General features: G+C 68.8%; 12 protein-coding genes. 4 read left to right on the plus strand and 8 right to left on the minus strand.

Annotated elements, in window-relative coordinates:
- Nucleotides 1–14 precede the first annotated feature (14 nt).
- From Q3A80_RS05735 to Q3A80_RS05755, 5 genes are all read right to left on the minus strand, one after another.
- The gene (locus Q3A80_RS05735; protein ID WP_446328095.1) at nucleotides 15–920 is read right to left on the minus strand and encodes an NAD-dependent epimerase/dehydratase family protein; all 906 of its coding nucleotides are present in this window, start codon (nucleotides 918–920) and stop codon (nucleotides 15–17) included.
- Nucleotides 921–993: 73 nt separating this feature from the next.
- Nucleotides 994–1,830: an SDR family NAD(P)-dependent oxidoreductase gene (locus Q3A80_RS05740; RefSeq protein ID WP_446328096.1), complete on the minus strand. Its 837-nt coding sequence runs from the start codon at nucleotides 1,828–1,830 to the stop codon at nucleotides 994–996.
- 37 nt (nucleotides 1,831–1,867) lie between these two features.
- The gene (locus Q3A80_RS05745; RefSeq protein WP_446328097.1) at nucleotides 1,868–2,626 is read right to left on the minus strand and encodes an SDR family oxidoreductase; all 759 of its coding nucleotides are present in this window, start codon (nucleotides 2,624–2,626) and stop codon (nucleotides 1,868–1,870) included.
- 40 nt (nucleotides 2,627–2,666) lie between these two features.
- Complete coding sequence (locus tag Q3A80_RS05750) at nucleotides 2,667–3,524, minus strand: SDR family NAD(P)-dependent oxidoreductase (RefSeq protein WP_446328098.1); 858 nt, start codon at nucleotides 3,522–3,524, stop codon at nucleotides 2,667–2,669.
- A gap of 3 nt (nucleotides 3,525–3,527) precedes the next feature.
- Nucleotides 3,528–3,944 carry a nuclear transport factor 2 family protein gene (locus tag Q3A80_RS05755; RefSeq protein WP_446328099.1) on the minus strand — a complete coding sequence of 139 codons (417 nt, stop codon included), beginning with the start codon at nucleotides 3,942–3,944 and terminating at the stop codon, nucleotides 3,528–3,530.
- A gap of 459 nt (nucleotides 3,945–4,403) precedes the next feature.
- On the opposite strand from Q3A80_RS05755, the gene Q3A80_RS05760 reads away from it, so the two are divergent.
- Nucleotides 4,404–4,613, plus strand: coding sequence for a hypothetical protein (locus Q3A80_RS05760; RefSeq protein WP_446328100.1), 210 nt, complete (start codon nucleotides 4,404–4,406; stop codon nucleotides 4,611–4,613).
- Between the two features lie 346 nt (nucleotides 4,614–4,959).
- On the plus strand, nucleotides 4,960–6,456 hold the full coding sequence (locus Q3A80_RS05765) for an FAD-dependent oxidoreductase (RefSeq protein ID WP_446328101.1): 1,497 nt from the start codon (nucleotides 4,960–4,962) through the stop codon (nucleotides 6,454–6,456).
- Nucleotides 6,457–6,590: 134 nt separating this feature from the next.
- On the opposite strand, the gene Q3A80_RS05770 is transcribed toward Q3A80_RS05765, so the two are convergent.
- The gene (locus tag Q3A80_RS05770; RefSeq protein WP_446328102.1) at nucleotides 6,591–8,255 is read right to left on the minus strand and encodes an acid phosphatase; all 1,665 of its coding nucleotides are present in this window, start codon (nucleotides 8,253–8,255) and stop codon (nucleotides 6,591–6,593) included.
- Between the two features lie 407 nt (nucleotides 8,256–8,662).
- Here Q3A80_RS05770 and ftsH point away from each other — a divergent pair, with 407 nt between their 5' ends.
- Together ftsH and Q3A80_RS05780 are read left to right on the plus strand one after the other, a co-directional pair.
- Entirely contained in the window at nucleotides 8,663–10,630 is a 1,968-nt protein-coding gene (gene ftsH, locus Q3A80_RS05775) for an ATP-dependent zinc metalloprotease FtsH (RefSeq protein ID WP_446328103.1), read from the plus strand.
- Between the two features lie 141 nt (nucleotides 10,631–10,771).
- The gene (locus Q3A80_RS05780) at nucleotides 10,772–11,239 is read left to right on the plus strand and encodes an OsmC family protein (protein WP_446328104.1); all 468 of its coding nucleotides are present in this window, start codon (nucleotides 10,772–10,774) and stop codon (nucleotides 11,237–11,239) included.
- A 21-nt stretch (nucleotides 11,240–11,260) separates the two neighbouring features.
- Here the strand turns inward: Q3A80_RS05780 and otsA are convergent, their stop codons facing one another.
- Both otsA and Q3A80_RS05790 read right to left on the minus strand, forming a co-directional pair.
- A complete protein-coding gene (gene otsA, locus Q3A80_RS05785) occupies nucleotides 11,261–12,667 on the minus strand; it encodes an alpha,alpha-trehalose-phosphate synthase (UDP-forming) (RefSeq protein WP_446328105.1) in 1,407 nt (468 codons plus the stop codon).
- Nucleotides 12,668–13,290: 623 nt separating this feature from the next.
- Complete coding sequence (locus Q3A80_RS05790; RefSeq protein WP_446328106.1) at nucleotides 13,291–14,928, minus strand: methyl-accepting chemotaxis protein; 1,638 nt, start codon at nucleotides 14,926–14,928, stop codon at nucleotides 13,291–13,293.
- Nucleotides 14,929–15,280 lie beyond the last annotated feature (352 nt).

Raw genomic sequence — 15,280 nt, forward strand, 5'->3', positions numbered from 1 at the left:
TTTGTGCCGTGCGCTCACGCGCCGCACTGCGCAACGACTTCATCGACCGCACGCTGCACGTCGCCGCGCCGATAGCGCAGCAACGCGATATCGGCCGGATCGGGCTCATACGACACGACGTTGCCGCGCCCCGTGTAGATCGCGATGTCCGGCAGCAGCGGATGCTCCTGGTCGAGCGACGGCACCGGCTGCGGATTGCCGGCCGCGCGGAAGAACGCGGCGAAGTAGTCGGCAAAGCTCAGGTTCTCGTCGCCGACCAGATACGCGTGACCGGCCTCGCCGCGTTGCAGCGCGCCCCAGATCGCTTCGGACAGCGATTGCGTCGAAATGAAATTGCTGCCGCCGGCCGGTCCGTACACCGGCAGGCCGGCGAGCTTGCCCTGCGCATAGGCCGCGTACGCGGCGAACATCTCGTTGCGCAACCCCGGCACCGATCCGACCACGAACGGCGCATTGACGCTGCACACCGCGAACGACGGCGACGCGAGCGCGCGCACGCGTTCGTCGGCGAGATGACGCGAGCGCACGTACGGCACGGTGTCGACGAGCGCCGGCGCGACCTGCGGATAGAAACTGCCGACCAGCACCGCGCGCTTCACGCCCGCGTCGCGCGCGAGCGCGAAGAAGCGCGGCACCGCGTCGACGTTCGCGCGTTCCCAGTGCGCGGCTTCGTCGGTGCCCGGCGGCAGATGGCGAATGTCGTTGCCGGCCGCGAACACGATCGCGTCGAACGGCGCGAGATCGTCGCGCGTGAAATCGCCGGCCACGTAGTCGCGCAGCAGCACGTCGAATTGCGTGAGCGCGCTGCCGGGCGCCGGCGGCTTGCGCGCGGCAAGCGTCACGTCGTTGCCTTGTGCGCGCAGATGCAGCGCGGCGTGGCCGCCGATGAGGCCGGTACCGCCGATGATCAGGATTTTCATGATGTCTCCGGTGGCGGCGCGCGCGCGCCGCGTGAATTGAACGGATGAAACCGTCTCGATGGCCGGCCGCTGCCTAGAAACCGAAGCCGTTGCCGATGACGACCGGCAAGTTGGTCCAGAAACCGTTCGGGTCGCGATACCAGCCGGCCGCCGCGAGTGCGCCGCCGTCCACGTGCAGCGTCGTGCCGGTGACCCACGCGGCGAGCGGGCTCGCGAGGAACAGCGCGGCGCCGGCGATGTCGCCGGCCGCGCCGAAGCGCCCGAGCGGAATCCAGCGCTGGATGTGCTCGCGATGCGCGGCCGCGACCATCGCGCTCACGGGCACCTGCGGCGTCTCGGTGGTTTCGGGCGCGATCTGGTTCACGCGGATGCCGGCCGGCCCGAGTTCGAGCGCGAGGCTTTTCGTGAAGCCGGTCAGCGCGGCCTTGCACGATGCATAGACGGTGCAGTTCGGAATCGCGCGGAAGCCTTCGATCGACGATATGCCGACGATGCTGCTGCCCGCGCCGCGCTGGCGCAGCAACGGCAGCATCGCGCGCGTGACGACGAACACCTGGCGCAGGTTCACGTCGAACAGCCGCGCGATGTCGTCGTCTGTATGGTCGTCGAACGGTTTCGCGATCTGCAGGAAATCGCCGACGTTGTTGACCAGCACGTCGAGGCCGCCGAAGCGCGCGTCGATCGTTCGCGCGAATGCGTTGACCTCGTCGCGGCGCGTGACGTCGACGGTGCCGACCAGCGCATCGACGCCCGCGGCCTCGAGCGCCTGCCGCACGTCCTGCGCACGTGCGGGATCGCTCTCCGCGACCGCGATGCGCGCACCTGCCGCGCCGAACGCTTCCGCGCACGCGCGGCCGATACCGGCGCCGCCGCCGGTCACCAGCACGGTCTTGCCGCCAAATGAAATCATCGAAACCCTCCTTCGAACGGAAAAGCCGCACGCCGCATCACAGCGACGACACCAGTTGCGCGTTGTCGATCCGCAGTTCCGCGCCGTTCACGAAGCGCGATTCGTCGGACGCGAGGAACAGCACGAGATTCGCGACGTCCTGCGGATCGCACATGCGCGCCATCGGATCGTTGCCGATCCCGAGTTCGGCCGGATCGAGGCCGGGCATCAAAGCCTGCGTCATCGGCGTCCAGATGCCGTCCGGATGGATCGAGTTGCAGCGGATCCGGTAGCCGCTGCGCTTGCAGTGCACGGCGACGCTGCGCGCGAGCGCCGTCACCGCGCCTTTCGAGCCGGTGTACGCGCACATCATCGGCAGGCCGCCGAGCGCGGCGACCGACGACATCATCACGATCGAGCCCGGCGTGTCGTTGCCCTTCATCGCGCCGATCGCGTACTTGCAGCCGAGGAAATAGCCGTCCGCGTTCACGCGCAGCACACGCCGCCACGTGTCGAGGCTCGTGTCCTCGATCGAGCCGACCGGACAGATCGCCGCGTTGTTGACGAGCACGTCGAGACGGCCGAAGCGCGCGAGCGTCGACGCGATCGCCTGCCGCCAGCCGTCTTCGTCGGCGATGTCCTGATGCACGAACAGCGCGGTGTCGCCGATCTCGCGCGCCAGTGCGCGGCCCGCGTCGTCGTCGATGTCGGTCAGCACCACGCGTGCGCCTTCGGCAGCCAGCAGCAGCGCATCCGCGCGGCCGACGCCGCTCGCCGCGCCGGTGATCAGCGCGACCTTGTTTGCGACTCGATTCATGTCCGGTCGTATTCCTGTGACGTTGAATGAAGGCGGGCGCTCATGCGGCGTCCGGCACACGGCCGGCCTTGACCGCGTCCAGCGCGGCCGCGCCGTAGATCTGCGCGATCGTGTCGTCGACGCGCGGGTTGGTGCGCAGCTCGTGGCCGCCGTCGACCGCGAAGCTCTGACCGGTGACCCAGCCCGACTCCGGGCCGGCGAGGTAGCGCACCGCATGCGCGATCGCTTCCGGTTCGCCGAGCGTGCCGAGCGGAATCTGGGCGAGGAAGCTGTCGACCAGCGCACGGTCGTCGAACATCGGCGCTGTGGCCTCCGACCGCGTGAGGCCCGGCCGCACCGCATTCACGCGGATTTGCGCCCCGGCGAGTTCCTCGGCCGCGCCGCGCACCAGCGCCTCGAGCGCGGCCTTCGCCGTGCAGTACGCGCTCAGCCAGCGGAAATTGATCTGCGCGGCCGTCGACGAGATGCAGACGATCGCGCCGCCGCCGCTGTCGGCAAGCCGCGGCGCCGCGTGGCGGATCGCGGCGAACGCGCTGTGCAGGTTCAGGTCGAGTGCCGCGCGAAAGCTGTCCGCGTCGTGCAGCAGCAGCGGCCGGAATCCGGCGCCGCCGACGGTCGGCACGACGATGTCGAGCCGGCCGTCGAGCGCCCAGGCGGTGTCGAGCGCCGCTTGCAGGTCGGCGTCGTCGCACGCGTCGCCGGCGTGGATCGCGACGCGGCTGCCGGGCACCGCGTCGCTCAACTGTCGTTGCGTGCGTTCGAGCGCATCGCGGCGGCGGCCCATCAGCACGACGGCTGCGCCATCGGCGACGAGCGCGTGCGCGCAGGCCGCGCCGATGCCGCCGGAGCCGCCCGTGACGAGCGCGGTGCGGCCGGCGAGGGGAACGGAAGCGCGCATCGTTCAGCCCTCCAGCGGCAGGTCTTGCGACCAGTCGACGTGCAGCGTGCGCGCGGCGAAGCGCCACGTGCCGCCGTCGAACACGCAGCGATCGCGATAGCGCAGCCCCCAGTCGAGCTTGCGCTTCACGCCGCCGCGCACGTACACGTGGCACGCGACGCCGTAGGTCTCGACATCGGCCTCGCCGCCGGCGAGCGTGACGAGCTGGTTGTGCACGTGATGCTGCGTCGTCTCGTAGCGCTCGATCACGCGCATGCCGGCGACGATCGCGTCGCGGTCGTCGAAGCGGAAACCGGGGCCGTCGAGCTGCGCGTCGGCGGTGAAGAGCGTGGCGAGGCGCGGCCAGTCGCGCCGGTCGACGGCTTGCGCGTAGCGGCACGCGAGCTCGTACAGCGCGTAGCGGGGATTCGAATCGGTCATGCGTACTCCCGTGGATGAACGGAAAGACTCGGCCGCGCCGCAACAGCGGACGCGGCGCCATTGCGACGTCGACGCGCAGGTTCGCATCGGACGGGCCGCTGCTCGTCATCCAAACGGAGCAGGGTGAGGATCGGGGAAAACACCGGCAGCGAGGCTCGACTTCGTCCGATGGTGCGATGCGGCGATCGATGTGCAGCATTTGTCGGACGACGGTGCAGTCCATCGCAGGGCGGTGCGCGCGCGGCCTTCGCGATCGGGAAGGCGCGCCGGCCGCGCTGCGATGCTGCAATGCGGCACGCCGCAGCACAGCCGCTTCGCGTTTGCCCCTAGTCGAAACGGACGATGGCCGGCGCGCCGGCGCTGGCTACCGTGCAGTCATCCGCTGCCGTTGCTTCGTTGCGCGAGGCCCGTGCGCCGGACACGAACCGCGACAGCGGCCAACCGGAGGGGACGACGATCATGAGACTGACGACTCGCAAGCTGTGCGTACTGGCGATCGGCACGTTCGCGGCCATGGCGATGGCGCGATACGGCGCCGATCGGGTCCCGTCGCCGCCGTATGCGGCCGGCATCCTGCAGTGCCGCTCGGTCGACCCGAACGGCCTGCCGGCCGGTTGCGTGCCGATCGATCCGTCGCACTTCGGTTTCGCCGCGCTGCGCGGGATGTGACGCCGGCGCGGCCGCGGGCCGTGCATTCGATCCCACCGGTCCCACGTCGATGCCGTCGCGATGCGGCGGCGTCCCGGCGGATGGGGGCGCAGGGTTTTGTGAAGCAGCGCCGCACGTTTGCCGCATGGAGTTCGGCGAGTGCTGCCCGATCCTGTTTCCAGGTGGCGTCCGCATTTCCGGCCCATGCGGTTCTCCGGCCCGCGACGCCGGACGGGGCTCGCTCGTGTGACTTCGAGCCGCCGCAGCGGCCGCATGCAGGCGATGCCGGGACGCCTGCCCGCCAGCACTGGGCCCGACCGTCAGGTTCGCCGATTCCCGATTCCGTTCAAGCAGACCCATTGCCCTCATGTCATCCGAATACTCCCTGACTCGCCCCCTGAACCTGCGCGACGTGCATCGCTGGGATGCCGAACACGACGTCGTGATCGTCGGCTTCGGCGCGGCCGGCGCGTGCGCGGCGATCGAAGCCGCGAGCGCCGGCGCCGATACGCTGATCGTCGAACGCGCGTCGAGCTACGGCGGCACGAGTGCGCTGTCCGGCGGCGAGATCTACCTCGGCGGCAGCGGCGGCACGCCCGCGCAGCGGCAGGCCGGTTTCACCGACGACACCGAGGACCTGTATCGCTACCTGATGCTCGCCGGCGGCCGCGACGCCGACGAGGCGAAGGTGCGCATCTATGCGAACGAGAGCCTCGCGCATCACGACTGGCTCGTCGCACAGGGCGTCACGTACAAGAACACGTTCATCGCCGAGCGAATCGTCGAACCGGAAACGGACGACTGTTTGATCTGGTCCGGCAGCGAGGAAGCCTGGCCGTTCAGCGACGCCGCGAAGCCGTGTCCGCGCGGCCACACGCCGCAATGGCCGGGCTGGGGCGGCGGGCAGATGCTGATGCGCGTGCTGGCCGAGCGCGTGCAGGCGCTCGGCGTGTCGACGCGCTACGACACGCGTGCGCAGGCACTGATCGTCGACGACGCCGGCGCGGTGCGCGGCGTCGTGCTGCGCGCGTACGGCGAGACGGCCTGCGTGCGGGCACGCCGCGCGGTGATCCTGTGCGCGGGCGGCTTCGCGATGAACCGCGACATGGTGCGCCGGCATGCGCCGCAGTTCCTGCGCTCGGACGAACCGATCGGCAGCCCCGGCGACGACGGTTCGGGCATCCTGCTCGGCCAGAGCGCCGGCGCCGCCGCGATCCACATGGATCAGGGTTTCGTCAGCCTGCCGTTCTATGCGCCGGAATCGCTGATTTACGGCATCTTCGTGAACGCGCGCGGCCAGCGCTTCATCAACGAGGACGGCTATCACGGCCGCACGGGCCATCACGCGTTCCATCAGGCCGACGAGCGGATCTACCTGCTGGTCGATCACGCGACGTACCGGGAGCCGCCGGCGATCGCGCGGATCGGCATCGCGGCGGCGGGCGAGACCTGGGACGAAGTCGAGCGCGACCTGCAGATGCCGGCCGGCACGCTGACGGCGACCGTCGACGTGTACAACCGCCACGCGGCCGCAGGCGCGGATCCGCTGTTCCACAAGGCGAAGAAGTGGCTGAAGCCGCTGATCGAGCCGCCGTTCGTCGCGCTCGATTGCCGGATCGACTACGCGTTCTATCCGCATTTCACGTTGGGCGGGCTCGATACGCTGCCGACCGGGCAAGTGCTCGACGCGGCACGCGTGCCGATAGCCGGCCTGTATGCGGCCGGCCGCACGACCTGCGGGCTGCCGCGCTGGGGCGCCGGGTACAGCTCGGGGCTGTCGCTCGCCGACGCGACGTTCTTCGGCCGGCAGGCCGGCCGTCACGCGGCGCGCGAAGCGGGCGACACGCTGCGCAGCGCCGCGTAGCATCGCCGGCACGAAACGCGAAACGCGGAACGCGAAACGGAAAAGCGCAACGCACAAGCACGACGCCCCGGGCAATCGCGTTGCACCGGGGCGTCGTCATTCCGCGCGGAGGTCGGCGGATCGTCAGTCGTTCGTCAGCCGAGGTCGAGCGCGTTCGTCAGGTCGCCCGGCGGCGTCGCACCGCGCGCCGCGAACGCGTTGTCGCGCGCGGCGACGCCGTCGAGCGGCGCAAGCCCGTGTACGCGGCTGATGAAGCGCAGGATCGAGTTCGTGTCGTACATCGTGTGATCGACGTAGCCTTTCTTCGCGAACGGCGAGATCACGAGCGCCGGAATCCGCGAGCCAGGGCCCCAGCGATCGCCGACCGGCGGCGCGACATGATCCCACCAGCCGCCGTTCTCGTCGTGCGTCATCACGATCACGGTATTCGCCCACTGCGGGCCGCGCCGGATCCGCTCGATCACGTGCGCGATGTGGCGATCGCCCGACTCGACGTCCGCGTAGCCCGCATGCATGTTCAGGTTGCCCTGCGGCTTGTAGAACGCGACGGCCGGCAGGCGGCCCGCGTCGATGTCCGCGATGAAGTGGTTGGTCGACGGCTCGTCGCCGAGGCCTGCGTCGCGCAGGTGCTTGCGACGCGCTTCGGTGCCCGGCGCGTAGTTCGCGAAGTAATTGAACGGCTGATGGTGGTACTGGAAATCCGGCACCATGCCCGTGTCGCGATGTTCGAGCGCGTACTGCCACGCACCGCTGTACCACGCCCAGTCGACGTTCTTCTCCGACAGCCGATCGCCGATCGTCGCATGGCCTTGCGGCGGGATCACGCGATGGTCGGACGGATCCGCATACGCGGCGTTGCCCGGATCGGGCGGCGGCACGTAGCTCGGCTGATACGGCGGCGCCATCGTGTTGACACCGTAGCCGTCCGGCGTGAGCGGCCCGTCGACCGCGAACTTCGGCGGCCCGTCGAGCGCGGATGCGGGCGAATCGGGCGCGAGCGTCAGGCGCGTGCCGGCCGGATCGTCGCCGTCGACTTTCGACAGCAGCTTCGCCGCGTGCGGATGCTTGTGCGCATCCGGATACAGCGGCGGCTGCGCGGAAATCAGGAACATGTGGTTCAGCCACGAACCGCCGAACGCCGCCATGAAGAAGTTGTCGCACAGCGTGTACTGCCGCGCGAGATTCCACAGCTTCAGCGTGTCGGCGGAGTTGCGGTAGTGGCCCATCACGAGGCCGCCCGAATCGGCCCATGCGGCGAACTGGTTGTTGCGGCCTGCGGCGATCTGCATCTGGTTCTGGTAGAAGCGATGCCACAGATCGCGCGTGATCACGCCGTTCGGCAGCGGCTTGCCCTGTGCATCGGCGATGCGGAACGGCGCGTTCGGCAGCTTGTCGATGTCGCGCTCGGCGATCGCGTAGCGCTTGCCGTTCACTTCCTGCGCCTGCGGCACGAGGCCGCCCCAGATCTTCGGCAGCACCGGCAGCGGCGTCTTGCCGTCGCGATCGAGCTGCTGTGCGTGCTCGGGCTTTACGTCGCTCAGCGGATACTGCACGCCCGGGAAATCGCCGTACAGGTTCGCGAAGCTGCGGTTTTCCGCATAGATCACGACGATGTGGCGCACCTGCCGCCGCAGCGCTTCGTCGAGCCGCTGGTCGGCGGCGGAGCGCGGCGCGTTGCCCGGCGTGGTCTCGCAGCCGCCCAGCGCGACGCCCGCGCCGAGCGCGGCGAGGCCGCCGAGCATGCGGCGGCGGTCGGGATCGGCGGGCAGGTCGTCGGGGCGATCGGGGGTGTCGTTCACGTCGTGTGCTCCTCGAATGGGCGGTTGTCGTTCGATGCGCGGCAGGGTCGCACAGCGTGCCGCGACGCGGGACGGGACGCAACCACCGGCGGCGCGCGGGCGATGCGATGCCCGGCGCGCCGCCGGTTGTCACAAATTTGTCACGAACGCGACTATAACGCGGGCGGCGGCGTCGATGAAAGCGGTTTGTCGGACGATGCGCGACGCGCACGCGCGAACTAGACTGGAAGCGAGGACAGCGCGTTGCGGCGCGCAGTCCGCGCGAACGACGCCCGGCAGCGCGTTCGCGGTGTCATTCATGCGACGAAACGCGACGGCGACGGTGCGGATGCGTGACGTGTGCGCGCGGCTGCCGATGCCGCGCGCCGCACGCGGCACGTGTACGGCCGGCGGCCCGATGTGATGTCATGGACAGGAAATTCGACTACGCAGGATTGCTGATTGCCGCGGGCTTCTTCGTGCTGTTCGCCGCGCAGTTGCTGATGCTGCGTCCGGCGTCGACGACGATCGCGTACAGCGACTTCCACCGGCTCGTCGCCGCGCGGCTGGTCGACGATCTCGAGATCGGTTCGACCACGATCACCGGCACGCTGAAGCTGCCGCAGGCCGGCGCGCTGCTGCCGGCGTCCGAAGTCGCGGCCGTGAAGCAGGACGGCACGCCGCCGCGCTTCGCCACCAACCGCGTGACCGATCCGCAGCTGATCGATTCGCTGACCGCGGCAGGCATCCGGTTTCACGGCACGTCCGATACCGGCTGGATCACGTCGCTCGCATCGTGGCTGGTGCCGCTCGTCGCGTTCGTGTTCATCTGGAACCTGATGGTGCGCAAGCGCGGCGGGCTGCAGGATTTCACCGGGATGGGCAAGAGCCGCGCACGCGTGTACGTGCAGCAGGAAACCGGCATCACGTTCGACGACATCGCCGGCATCGACGAAGCGAAAGCCGAACTGCAGCAGCTCGTCGCGTTCCTGCGCAATCCCGATCGCTACCAGCGGCTCGGCGGCAAGATCCCGAAGGGCGTGCTCGTGGTCGGCGCGCCGGGCACCGGCAAGACGCTGCTCGCGCGCGCGGTGGCCGGCGAGGCGGCCGTGCCGTTCTTCTCGATCAGCGGCTCGGCGTTCGTCGAGATGTTCGTCGGCGTCGGCGCGGCGCGCGTGCGCGACCTGTTCGAGCAGGCGCAGCAGAAGGCGCCGTGCATCGTGTTCGTCGACGAGCTCGATGCGCTCGGCAAGGTGCGCGGCGTCGGCCCGATGTCGGGCAACGACGAGCGCGAGCAGACGCTGAACCAGCTGCTCGTCGAGATGGACGGCTTCCAGGCCGGCTCCGGCGTGATCATCATGGCCGCGACCAACCGGCCGGAAATCCTCGATCCGGCGCTGCTGCGTCCGGGCCGCTTCGACCGCCACATCGCGATCGACCGGCCCGACGTGAACGGCCGCCGCCAGATTCTCGGCGTGCACGTGAAGCGCGTGAAGCTCGCGGCCGACGTCGATCTCGGCGAACTCGCGTCGCGCACGCCGGGCTTCGTCGGCGCCGATCTCGCGAACGTCGTGAACGAGGCCGCGCTGCATGCGGCCGAACTCGGCAAGCCGGCGATCGGGATGGACGATTTCGACGAAGCGATCGACCGCGCGCTGACGGGCCTCGAACGCAAGAGCCGCGTGATGAATGCGCAGGAGAAACTGACCATCGCGTATCACGAAGCCGGCCATGCGCTCGTTGCGGAAAGCCGTGCGCACTGCGATCCGGTGAAGAAGGTGTCGATCATTCCGCGCGGCGTAGCCGCGCTCGGCTACACGCAGCAGGTGCCGACCGAGGATCGCTACGTACTGCGTCGCAGCGAACTGCTCGACCGGATCGACGCGCTGCTCGGCGGACGCGTCGCGGAGGAACTCGTGTTCGGCGACGTGTCGACGGGGGCGCAGAACGATCTCGAACGCGCGACCGCGATGGCGCGCCACATGGTCATGCAGTACGGGATGAGCGACAGGATCGGTCTCGTGAGCTTCGACGACGGCGACGCGCGCACCGGCATGCCGGGTGCGTGGCAGGCGGGCGACGGACGCTGCAGCGAGCACACCGCGCGGGTGATCGACGACGAAGTGCACACGCTGCTCACCGACGCGCATGCGCGCGTCGCCGCGACGCTCGGCGAACGCCGCGACGTGCTCGAACGGATCGCACAGCGGCTGCTCGCGTGCGAGGTGCTCGAACGCGATGCGTTGCAGGCGCTGATCGACGGGCGTCTCGAGCCGGATCCCGAGCGTGCCGCGCTGGATCGCGGACCGTGCACGGGTGCGAATGCGCCGGAGCAGGCGTCGGCGGTCGAGCGCGACTTCGTCGCGTACGGGCCGCCGCGCGAACCCGAGCGCTGAAGCGCGTATCCCGCGCGCAGCCGGCGGGCGGCCACGATCCCGATGTCGATCGCGTCGCACGCGCGCCCGCGCTGCGAATCATGTTCGCCGGCGCGGCATCGCGCCGGCCGTCCTTTCCCCTGTTCCAGTCACGGAGTCGCCATGAGCGAGGCGCACGTATCGGTCGATGTCGCGCAGCATGCGCGTTTCAGCTTCGAAGTCACGTTTGCCGGCACCGATCTTTCCCCGGTGCTCACCGACGAACCGCCGCCGCTCGGCGCCGGCCGCGGTCCGAATCCGGTCCGGCTGCTGGCCGCGTCGGTCGCCAGCTGCCTGGCGGCGAGCCTGCTGTTCGCACTGGAAAAACAGCGCGTCGATCCGCAGCCGGTCGCCGCGCATATCGACGTCGACATGGTGAAGAACGACGCGGGCAGGGTGCGCGTGGGCGCGATGGCCGTGACGTTGTCGGTCGGCAAGGCGTGGGCCGATCTCGCGGCTGCGACACGCATGCTCGACCGGTTCGACGCGTATTGCGTGGTGACCGAGAGCATGCGCGAAGGCATACCGGTTTCGGTCGCGGTGCAGGACGTGAACGGTGCGGTGCTCGACCGAGAGATGACCGGCGTGTGAGCGTGCGTAGGCCGGCGGCGCTCAGGACGCCGTCGCGGCGGCGACTTCCGCGGCTTCCGCGAGCGCGTCGAGGAAACGCGTGCGCCACCAGTGCACGTCGGTCTTGCGCACGATCGCCATCAGCGCATCGTGACGCTGGCGGCGCTCGTCGAGCGGCATCGTGAGCGCGCGCTGGATCGCCTGCGCGGTGCCTTGCGTGTCGTACGGATTCACGAGCAGCGCGGGCTTCAACTGCTCGGCCGCGCCGGCGAAACGCGACAGCACGAGCACGCCGGGATCGGTCTCGTCCTGCGCGGCGAGAAACTCCTTCGCGACCAGGTTCATCCCGTCGCGCAGCGGCGTGACGAGCGCGACACGGCTCGCGCGATAGAGTCCCGGCAAGCGCTTGCGCGCGACCGTGCGGTGGATGTAGCGCATCGGCATCCATTCGAGTTCGCCGTAGTCGCCGTTGATCGCGCCGCACAGACTGTCCATCTCGCGTCGCAGATCGTCGTATGCGCCGAGATCCTCGCGGCTCGGCGCGGCGATCTGGATCAGCGTCGCGCGGTCGCGGTTCTCCGGATACTGTTCGAGCAGCTGACGGAATGCATGCACGCGCTGCGGCAGCCCCTTCGTGTAATCGAGGCGGTCGACGCCGACGAGCAACTGGCGGCGCGAATACTCGTCGCGCATCCGCTCGAACATGTCGATGCCGTCGCGATTTTCCGCGAGCGCCGCGAATTCGTCGACGTTGATGCCGATCGGGAATGCACCGGCCGACAGCGTGCGGCCGAATGCGCGCAGACGGCCGTCGGGCAGCCGCGCGGCGCCGGCTTCGGCCTCGACGTAGTGCTCGAAGTGCAGCAGGTCCGATTCGGTCTGGAAGCCGACGAGGTCGTATGCGAACAGCGAACGCATCAGCCACTCGTGCTCCGGGATCGCGGCCATGATCGGCGGAGGCGGCATCGGAATGTGCAGGAAGAAACCGATCGGATTCGTGCAGCCCATCGCGCGCAGTTCGGCCGCGAGCGGAATCAGCTGGTAGTCGTGGACCCAGACCGTATCGTCGGGCCGCAGCAGCGTGCTCAGCTTGCGCGCGAACAACTGGTTCACGCGCCGATAGCCGTCCGCGAAGCGCCGGTCGAACTGCGCGAGATCGAGCCGGTAGTGGAATACCGGCCACAGCACGTTGTTCGAGTAGCCGAGGTAGTACGCGTCGTAATCCTGCGGATCGAGATCGATCGTCGCGAGCTGGATGCCGCCGACGTTTTGGATCTGCACGTCGTCGCCGTGCGTGGGACGCTCGCCTTCACCGCGCAGCCTGCCGCTCCATCCGAACCAGACGCCGCCGGTTTCCTGCAGGCTGTCTTTCACGGCCACGGCGAGCCCGCCGGCGGCGGCTTTACGGGGATCTGCAATGCGATTGGATACGACGACGAGTCGGCTCACCAGCTCTCCTGCGAATGGTTGGGGAAGGTTCGTGCGGCCGGGGCGCGAGGCGGACGCCGCCATCGGCGCGAGGCGCGACGGGGCCGCAATACGATCGGACGGGAATCAGGGCACGCGATTCGCCGTTCGAACGTGGAGTGCTTTTTAAGCATACTCGTCATTCGGACGATTTAAAAGTGCGTGCCCGCGATTGGTGCGCACGTGAATGCCGCGTCACGCGCGTGATGCTTTGCGTCATGCGGGCGGGACCGAAAATTGCGCGTGCGCGAAAATGGCCGCGCCACGGCGGGGAAGGGACGACGGGAGAATGGTTATTGCGGGCGCGGCGCGATCGATCGTGTATTCGTGCGCGCGTGTGGTGCCGGGTGGTGTCGGGTGGTGTCGATTATCGGTTTGTCGGTGGTGGAAACGGAACCGACTGCATTTGCGCGTGATCGAGCCGCGTGCGGTCGGTGCATTACCGTTGCGCGCCGTTCGCTATCGGCTTCGGCTTCGGCATCGTCGCGCAAGCTCAGGCGCAGGCGCAACCGCATTCGGCGACCGAACGATCACGAAACCGGCGATGCGCGTCCGCTTCGCCGTCGCGCGGCCGCGCACCGGGTGCCGGATGGTGCCTGACCGCGTTACACCGCAGCCGCCTGCCAGCGCGCCGCAGCGCCGGCCGCGTGCGTACGCGCGTGCGCCGAGGCTGCATGGTCGCCGGCCGGCATCCTGAATGCGGACACCGTCTCCGACAACTCGCGCCCTTGCGCTTCCAGCGATTTCGATGCGGCCGCGGCCTGTTCGACGAGTGCCGCGTTCTGTTGCGTCGTCTCGTCCATCTGCGTGATGGTCAGGTTCACCTGGTCGATGCCGCGGCTCTGCTCCGCCGATGCGGCCGCGATCTCGCCCATGATGTCGGTGACGCGCGCGACGGCCTGCGTCACGTCCGACATCGTCTTGCCGGCTTCGCCCGCCAGCGCGGAGCCATCGCGGATCGTCTGCACCGATGCGGAGATCAGTTCCTTGATTTCCTTCGCGGCGGTCGACGAACGTTGCGCGAGGCTGCGCACCTCGCTCGCGACGACCGCGAAGCCGCGCCCCTGTTCGCCCGCGCGCGCCGCTTCGACGGCCGCGTTCAGCGCGAGGATGTTCGTCTGGAACGCGATGCCCTCGATGATCCCGGTGATGTCCGCGATCTTCGACGAGCTGTGACCGATTTCCGTCATCGTGTCGACGACGCGGCCGACCACCGAGCTGCCGCGCAGCGCGACGTCCGACGCATTCGCGGCGAGCGCGCTCGCCTGCTGCGCGTTCTCCGCGTTCAGCCGCACCGTCGACGTGAACTCCTCCATCGTCGCGGCCGTTTCCTGCAGCGACGCCGCCTGTTCCTCGGTGCGCTGGCTCAGGTCGAGGTTGCCCGACGCGATCTCGCCGACCGCATGCGCGATGCTGTTCGACGAATCGCGCACGCGGCCGACGATGTCGATCAGCCGCGCATTCATCGTGCGCAGCGCGTCGAGCAGGTCGCGCGTCTCGTCGTTGCCGGTCACGCTGATGCGGCTGCCGAGATCGCCGTTGGCCACCGTGCGCGCGACGTCGACCGCCGCGACGATCGGCATCGTGATCTTGCGCGTGAGCCACAGGCCGCCGCCCGCCGCGACCGCGAGTGCGATCAGGCAAATGGCGGACAGCACGTTGCGCTCCGTGGTGTAGCGCTCCGCGAACGCCCGCGCGATCGCGACTTCGCGCTCGCGCGTATAGGTGGCGTACGCATCGGTTGCGCGAACCAGTTGCGCGAGCAACGGACGGCAGCGCGTGTCGATGTCGGCGATCGCTTCGGCCTTCTTGCCGCCCTGCGCGAGCCCGACGATATCGAGCGCGACCGGCCCGTAGCTCGCTTCGACGCGCACGATTTCGGCGACCAGTTCGCGTGCGCGATCCGTCGTGTCGTCCGCATTCGCCATCAGCGCCTTCAGTTTCGCGAGATGGTCCTGCACGTCCTTGTGCGCCTGCTGCACGTCGGCGAGCTCGGCCTGGATGTCGGACGGCGTGCTCACCAGCACGAGGTTGCGCGCGGCGATCGCGCGCCGGTCGACCGCCGTGCGGATGTGCGCGGACAGGTTGGCCCGCGCATTGAGGCCGTTCATGTACCGGGAAAATTCGTCGTTCGTGTCGGACAGCGCTTTCAGCGCCATGCCCGACACGATCACGACGACCGCGGCAAGCAGACCGAAGCCGCCGAGCAGTTTTGCCTTGATCGTTATTCTGGCGATTTTCACGATGTGCCTCTGGGCGAGAGTGGTTGGCATTGGAATTTATTTTTCGACCGATACGGGCTCGTGCCGGTATTAACGGGCATTCAGGAAGCTTTCTTTACCCTTCGAAAACCCTGATATCGATTTTCTTTTCGCTGGAACCCGCGCGGGGCGGGCGTTTTTGATCCAGCTCAAAAATGCGAAATCATCCGTGGCGCGAAGCGTTCAAATGCGGATCGAATGGCCGGTCTGATCGGGGATTTAAAGCGGACGCTCTAATTCCCGGTATTGGGCGATTGCCGATTTGCCGACGAACGCAGGAATGCGCGCCGGAAATATGGGGTGGGAACCGGTGCGCGACGGCAGCATGCGTTGC

The sequence above is a fragment of the Burkholderia sp. SR8 genome, from assembly GCF_052851275.1.

Excerpts from the sequence above, each read along its gene's own strand:
- Q3A80_RS05740 (WP_446328096.1), bottom strand. The coding sequence starts at position 1,830 with ATGATTTCATTTGGCGGCAAGACCGTGCTGGTGACCGGCGGCGGCGCC.
- Q3A80_RS05780 (WP_446328104.1), top strand. The coding sequence starts at position 10,772 with ATGAGCGAGGCGCACGTATCGGTCGATGTCGCGCAGCATGCGCGTTTC.
- Q3A80_RS05760 (WP_446328100.1), top strand. The coding sequence starts at position 4,404 with ATGAGACTGACGACTCGCAAGCTGTGCGTACTGGCGATCGGCACGTTC.
- Q3A80_RS05755 (WP_446328099.1), bottom strand. The coding sequence starts at position 3,944 with ATGACCGATTCGAATCCCCGCTACGCGCTGTACGAGCTCGCGTGCCGC.
- Q3A80_RS05735 (WP_446328095.1), bottom strand. The coding sequence starts at position 920 with ATGAAAATCCTGATCATCGGCGGTACCGGCCTCATCGGCGGCCACGCC.
- Q3A80_RS05765 (WP_446328101.1), top strand. The coding sequence starts at position 4,960 with ATGTCATCCGAATACTCCCTGACTCGCCCCCTGAACCTGCGCGACGTG.
- Q3A80_RS05745 (WP_446328097.1), bottom strand. The coding sequence starts at position 2,626 with ATGAATCGAGTCGCAAACAAGGTCGCGCTGATCACCGGCGCGGCGAGC.
- Q3A80_RS05750 (WP_446328098.1), bottom strand. The coding sequence starts at position 3,524 with ATGCGCGCTTCCGTTCCCCTCGCCGGCCGCACCGCGCTCGTCACGGGC.
- ftsH (WP_446328103.1), top strand. The coding sequence starts at position 8,663 with ATGGACAGGAAATTCGACTACGCAGGATTGCTGATTGCCGCGGGCTTC.